Here is a 5,792-nt window from a genome sequence, read left to right as displayed (position 1 = left end):
CGTCGACGCTCCGCGCGGCCTCGGTGCGGCCGCGCAGGAGCACGGCGTTCTCGGCGATCTGCTGCTCGGAGCGGCGCACGGTGACGTGGACGAGGCCGGCCTCCGCCGTCTCGGCGAGGGTCTCGGGCGGGGTCGCCGCCTCGCCGGTCTCTTCGGCATCCGGCCCGAAGCGCGCGGCGAAGCTCACCAGCGTCTCCCTGTCCAGAATGACGAAGTACAGGGCGACGCAGACGAGCGCCGCGATAATCATCGGAACTGGTTTCATGTGTCTTTCTGTGCCTAAGCGACGTGTGGCGATGCGCGCCTTGCGTGGTCGTTGGCAGGGTTACGCTGAACGGACCGGTTCAGATTAGTTTCTTCGTGCTGCAGGTGCAAGACTGAACCGAACCGTTCAGTTGGGGGCGCGCAGAAAAACCCGCATGACGGCTCCGCGCTTGCAGGCGACCTTGCTGCCGCGCTAAGAGCCTCGGCAACATCGAGGCGGACGCAGGCGGCATCATGGCCAACCCCGACAGTTTCATCGACGAGGTGACCGAAGAGGTTCGCCGCGACCGCTTGTTCGCGTTCTTCCGCAAGTGGGCGTGGCTCGCGGTCGTGATCGTCCTCGTGCTGGTGGGCGGCGCAGCGATCCTCGAATACCGCCGCGCGCAGACCGAGGCCACGGCGCAGGCCTTCGGCGATGCGGTCATCACCGCCCTTGACGCGGCCGATCCCGCCGAGCGGATCGCGCGTCTCGACGCGATCGAAGCGCCGGGCCCGGAGGGCGAGATCCTGCTCGCGCTGCTGGCCGCGAGCGAGGCTGCCGAGGGCGAGGAACGCGCGGCGGCCGCCGCCCGGCTGCGGAGCGCGGCCGAGGCCCCCGGCCTCGCCATCCGCTACGTGCATCTCGCGCTCCTCAAGGCGCACCTTCTGGAACCGTTGCCGGAGGCCGAGGCGCGCCTCGTTCTCGGCACGCTGGCCGAGCCCGGCGCGCCCTACGCCGCGCTCGCCGAGGAGCAGCTTGCGCTCCTCGACATCGCCTCGGGCGACGTGGAGAGCGGTGTCGAGCGGCTCCGCAGGCTCGAAATCGCCGCCGATGCCACGGCCGGCTTGCAACAGCGGACAGGGCAGTTGATTGTGGCGCTCGAAAGCGGGGCGTCGCTGGTCGACGCCGCGCCCGAGCCTGCGGCCGGAGAGGCGACCGAAGGGGCCCCCGCCGAAACGCCGGACGAGGCGACGGGGGCCGCAGCGGAGACGGAGACACCGGCCGCGGAAGACGATGCCGGTGCCGGGGCCCCGGCCGCGGAAGACGATGCCGGCGCCGGTGCGCCGGTGACGGACGAGGATGCCGGCGCGGACGCGCCGGGTGCGGAAGAAGATGCCGGCGCGGACGCGCCGGCGGGACAATGATCCGCCGGGACGACCGGCGGGGGGCGACGAGGGAAAGGGGCGCGCGATGACGCACGGCGACACGCTCGGCAGCGGGACCACGCGGGCGCGCATGCGGCTCGGGGGCGCGTTCGCGCTGGCCGCGGTCACTCTGCTCGCCGGCTGCGGCGACCGCGAGCAGATCCTTCAGGGCGAACGCTTCGGCACCCGTGTGCCGCTCATGGCGACGCTGGCCGGCGACGCCTCCGCCGCGGCGGAGCCGGCCGACGAGGCGCGCGCCATCGACCTTCCCGGCGCCAGCACCTTCGCGAGCTGGGAACAGCGCGGCTTCGACGCGCAGAACCGAACGCCCCACGCGACGCTGAGCGCGAACCCGTCGCAGGTCTGGTCCGTGAACATCGGTCAGGGCGACAGCCGCCGCAACCGCCTGACCGCCGACCCGGTCGCGGGCGATGGCCGCGTCTTCACGCTCGATTCCGCCGCGGGCGTCCGCGCGCATTCCATCGCCTCGGGCCAGACGCTCTGGTCCGCGGACCTGACGGCGGGCTTCGACCGGAACGGCAGCGTCTCGGGCGGCGGCCTCGCGCTGTCGGGCAACACGCTCTACGCGACCACCGGCTACGGCGAGCTCGTCGCGCTCGACGTGGCCAGCGGCGCGGTGCGCTGGCGCCAGCGCCTCGACGCGGGGATCGGCGCGCCCACCGTCGAGGGCGACACGGTCTATGTCGTGAGCCGCGACAACAGCGCCTGGGCGATCAGCACCGATGTCGGTCGCATCCGCTGGGAGATCCCCTCGGCGCCCGCACAGGCGCTGCGCACCGGCGGGGCCGCTCCGGCCATCGCGGACGGCACGGTGATCTTCCCCTTCGGCTCGGGCGAGCTCGTCGCCGCCCGGCGCGATACCGGCGCGCGCACCTGGGCGACCGCGGTGGCGGGCGGGCGGCTCGGCGTCGCCTATTCCAACATCAGCGACATCACCGGCGACCCGGTCGTGGTCGGCAACACGGTCTACGCGGGCAACCAGTCGGGCCGGGTCGTGGCGCTGAGCGCATCGACGGGCGAGCGTCTGTGGACCGCCACGGACGGCAGCTATTCCCCGGTCCTGGCGGCGGGCGGCAGCCTCTTCTTCGTCTCCGACCGGAACGAGCTGATCCGCGTCGAGGCCGCGACCGGCGACCGGATCTGGGGCACCGAACTGCCGCTCTACGTGCGCGAGCGCGAGCGGCGTCGGCGCGCGGTCTTCACCCATTACGGCCCGATCCTCGCGGGCGGGCGCCTCGTGGTGGCCTCGGGTGACGGGCAGATCCGCTTCTTCGACCCGGTGAGCGGCGCGCTGACGCAGACGGTCCCGGTCCGGGGCGGCGCGGCCTCGCACCCGATCGTCGTGGGCAACGTTCTGATGGTGGTCACGCGCGACGGACGGCTCGCGGCCTACCGCTGAGGCCTCAGTCGAACCAGCCGATCCGCGTGGCGTGATCGACGCCCGCGAGCCCTGCGGCGACGTAGGCCACGCCGCGCGCGGCGTTGAACCAGATCGCCACCGACTCGCGCAGGACCCATGACAGGGTCGACCGTCCGGCCGGTGCGGAAGAGGCCGGGAACGGGTCCGCGGCGGCCACCGGCGCGACCTCGTCCGGCCCCATGAGACGGAAGATCACCCAGGCCCTCGGCAGGTGGAAGGCGTCGGAAACGATCACGATGCGCCCGGTCCCCTGGGGCAGGAGGGCGAGCGAATTGGCGGCGTTCTGGATCGTCGAGAGCGCGTGGGGGTCCACGAGGATCGCCGCCTCCGTCACACCTGCCTCCCGCGCGACATCGGCCATGCCATCGCCGGCGGAGGCGACGGTGTTGCCATAGCCCGTGAAGACGATCAGGGGTGCGACGCCCGCTGCATGCAGCGCGGCACAGGTGGCGGCCCGCCGGGTCGAGGCGCTGTCCGGCAGTCGGGAGACGTCGTCCACCAGCCCTGCGCCGAGGCACACGATGGCATCGGCGGGGCGTTCGGGGACACGTTCGCGCGGCCAGAAGGCGGAGGCGGCGAGGACGGCCAGGAACGTCGCCGCCCAGAGCACGAGGCCCGAGAAAGCCAGCCGCCGCAGGACCCTCATCGGGCGCGCGCCCTCACTCCCACTCGATCGTGCCCGGGGGTTTCGAGGTGATGTCGTAGGTGACCCGGTTGATCCCCTTGACCTCGTTGATGATCCGCGTCGCGGTCTCGCCGAGGAACTCGTGGCTGAACGGGTAGTAGTCGGCGGTCATCCCGTCGACGGAGGTGACGGCGCGCAGCGCGCAGGCGTAGTCGTAGGTCCGCCCGTCGCCCATCACGCCCACGGTCCGCACCGGCAGGATCGCGACGAAGGCCTGCCAGATCTCGTCGTAGAGGCCGTGGCGGCGGATCTGGTCGATGTAGACGGCGTCGGCCTTGCGCAGGATCTCGAGCTTCTCGCGCGTGATCTCGCCGGGGCAGCGGATGGCGAGGCCGGGGCCGGGGAAGGGGTGGCGGCCGATGAAGGAGGCGGGCAGGCCGAGTTCGTGGCCGAGCGCGCGAACCTCGTCCTTGAAGAGCTCGCGCAGCGGTTCCACCAGCTTGAGCCCCATCTTCTCGGGCAGGCCGCCCACGTTGTGATGCGACTTGATCGTGACCGAGGGGCCGCCGGAAAAGCTCACCGACTCAATGACATCGGGGTAGAGCGTGCCCTGGGCCAGGAACTCGGCCCCCTCGATCTGGTCGGCGTAGTGCTGGAAGACGTCGATGAACAGTCTGCCGATCGTCTTCCGCTTCGTTTCCGGATCGGAAACACCCTCCAGCGCGCTCAGGAACCGCTCGCTCTCGTCGGCATGGATCAGCGGAATGTTGTAGTGGTCGCGGAACATGGTCACGACCTCCTCAGCCTCGTTGAGGCGGAGAAGCCCGTGATCGACGAAGACGCAGGTGAGCTGGTCGCCGATGGCCTCGTGGATGAGGACCGCGGCGACCGAGCTGTCGACCCCGCCCGAAAGCCCGCAGATCACGCGGGCATCGCCCACCGTCTCGCGGATCTGGCGGATCGCCTCGTCGCGGTAGGCGGCCATGGTCCAGTCGCCGTGGAAGCCCGCGAGCTTGACGAAGTTCTCGTAGAGCGTGCGGCCGTTCGGGGTGTGGTGGACCTCCGGGTGGAACTGCACGGCGTAGAAGTTGCGGGACAGGTCCGCGGTGATGGCGAAGGGCGCGCCGGGCGAGGTGGCGTAGACCTCGAAGCCCGGGGCGAGGCGGCTCACGTGGTCGCCGTGGGACATCCAGACCTGCTCGCGCCCCTCGAGGAACCAGCCGGTCAGAAGGTCGATCCGCTCCTCCCCGTGGGTGACGTAGGCGCGGCCGAATTCGGCCGTGCCCTCGCCGCGCACGACCTTGCCGCCGAGCATCTCCATCATGACCTGCTGGCCGTAGCAGATGCCGAGGATCGGCACGCCGAGCTCGAAGACCCGCTCCGGCGGGCGGGGGGACCCTTCGTCGATCACGCTCGCCGGACCGCCCGAGAAGATCACGGCCTTGGGCGCGAACTCCGCGAGGAAGGCGTCGGTCACGTTCTGGAACGGATGGATCTCGCAGTAGACGTTCAGCTCGCGCAGGCGGCGTGCGATGAGCTGCGTGACCTGGCTGCCGAAGTCGATGATCAGCAGGCGTTCGTGATGGCGGGCGGGATCGGGCGCGTGCGTCATGGGCGAGGCATAGGGCGCGTCCCGGGCGGGCGCAAGATGTGCCGTCCGCCGCCCGGGTTCCCCGCGCAGGGCCTGGTGCCGCCGGCCGGGGTGCAGCGCCCCGAGGAGGCTGCCCGCCTTGAGCGCGCGATGGCGGCGCCCCAGCGCGATGTAGTGGGCGGTGTCGAGGCTTCCGTCCGGGCGGCGGCGGGGTTCGTAGGTGCGTGTCATGTCGATCTTCCTTCCGTTGGCAGGGAGAGGATGGCGCGACACGCCGCCGGACACTTGAAGGCGGGCTTGCGGGGAGCTTGCGGTCTGCTTGTCTTTCGCGCCGGACATCCTCGAAGCCTTGAGAGGCCGCCGTCCGTGGGACAGGCTGTTCCCATGATCTACGCCTTCGCCGACTGCGAACTTGACACGGCGCGGTTCGAGCTGCGCCGGGGCGGAAGCACCGTGCATGTCGAGCCGCAGGTCTTCGAGCTGCTCGCGGCCCTCGCCGAGCGGGCGGGCGAGGTGGTGGAGAAGGATGCGCTGGTGGCCCGGGTCTGGCGCGGCCTCGCGGTGATGGAGGCGACCGAGGCGTTCCTGGCGCCTGCGGGCTCGTGACCGGCGGTCGTCGCGCGCATGTCGCTTTTCCCTGCAAACTGCCGCAATCCGGCCGCGCGCGAGGGGCCGCGCGCGGTATTCCGCAGGCACGGGGACGACAGCGCAGGCGCGAAAGGAAGAGCCATGGCCGAAGCGGAACG

At 71.4% G+C, this 5,792-nt stretch carries 5 protein-coding genes and 1 pseudogene; 3 read left to right on the top strand and 3 right to left on the bottom strand.

The window, feature by feature from the left end:
• Window positions 1–250: pseudogene (locus tag ACTS11_RS00965) on the bottom strand (efflux RND transporter periplasmic adaptor subunit); the annotation flags it as partial.
• 248 nt (window positions 251–498) lie between these two features.
• On the opposite strand from ACTS11_RS00965, the gene ACTS11_RS00960 reads away from it, so the two are divergent.
• Window positions 499–1,389 carry a hypothetical protein gene (locus ACTS11_RS00960; RefSeq protein ID WP_442638483.1) on the top strand — a complete coding sequence of 297 codons (891 nt, stop codon included), beginning with the start codon at window positions 499–501 and terminating at the stop codon, window positions 1,387–1,389.
• Window positions 1,390–1,435: 46 nt separating this feature from the next.
• On the top strand, window positions 1,436–2,809 hold the full coding sequence (locus tag ACTS11_RS00955) for an outer membrane protein assembly factor BamB family protein (RefSeq protein ID WP_442638482.1): 1,374 nt from the start codon (window positions 1,436–1,438) through the stop codon (window positions 2,807–2,809).
• 4 nt (window positions 2,810–2,813) lie between these two features.
• Here the strand turns inward: ACTS11_RS00955 and ACTS11_RS00950 are convergent, their stop codons facing one another.
• Window positions 2,814–3,476, bottom strand: a complete 663-nt coding sequence (locus ACTS11_RS00950) for a YdcF family protein (protein ID WP_442638481.1) — start codon at window positions 3,474–3,476, stop codon at window positions 2,814–2,816.
• A gap of 13 nt (window positions 3,477–3,489) precedes the next feature.
• Window positions 3,490–5,067 carry a glutamine-hydrolyzing GMP synthase gene (guaA, locus tag ACTS11_RS00945; RefSeq protein ID WP_442638484.1) on the bottom strand — a complete coding sequence of 526 codons (1,578 nt, stop codon included), beginning with the start codon at window positions 5,065–5,067 and terminating at the stop codon, window positions 3,490–3,492.
• Window positions 5,068–5,430: 363 nt separating this feature from the next.
• Between guaA and ACTS11_RS00940 the strand changes: the two genes are divergently transcribed.
• Window positions 5,431–5,652, top strand: coding sequence for a winged helix-turn-helix domain-containing protein (locus tag ACTS11_RS00940; RefSeq protein WP_442638480.1), 222 nt, complete (start codon window positions 5,431–5,433; stop codon window positions 5,650–5,652).
• Window positions 5,653–5,792: the final 140 nt, after the last annotated feature.

The organism is Roseicyclus sp. (genome assembly GCF_052168335.1).
Classification (GTDB): domain Bacteria; phylum Pseudomonadota; class Alphaproteobacteria; order Rhodobacterales; family Rhodobacteraceae; genus Roseibacterium.
The sequence above is the reverse complement of the archived record's forward strand: the minus strand, read 5'-3'. Positions and strand labels throughout refer to the sequence as shown.

Coding starts and splice junctions, on each gene's coding strand:
- ACTS11_RS00960 (WP_442638483.1), top strand. CDS start 499: ATGGCCAACCCCGACAGTTTCATCGACGAGGTGACCGAAGAGGTTCGC.
- ACTS11_RS00955 (WP_442638482.1), top strand. CDS start 1,436: ATGACGCACGGCGACACGCTCGGCAGCGGGACCACGCGGGCGCGCATG.
- ACTS11_RS00950 (WP_442638481.1), bottom strand. CDS start 3,476: ATGAGGGTCCTGCGGCGGCTGGCTTTCTCGGGCCTCGTGCTCTGGGCG.
- guaA (WP_442638484.1), bottom strand. CDS start 5,067: ATGACGCACGCGCCCGATCCCGCCCGCCATCACGAACGCCTGCTGATC.
- ACTS11_RS00940 (WP_442638480.1), top strand. CDS start 5,431: ATGATCTACGCCTTCGCCGACTGCGAACTTGACACGGCGCGGTTCGAG.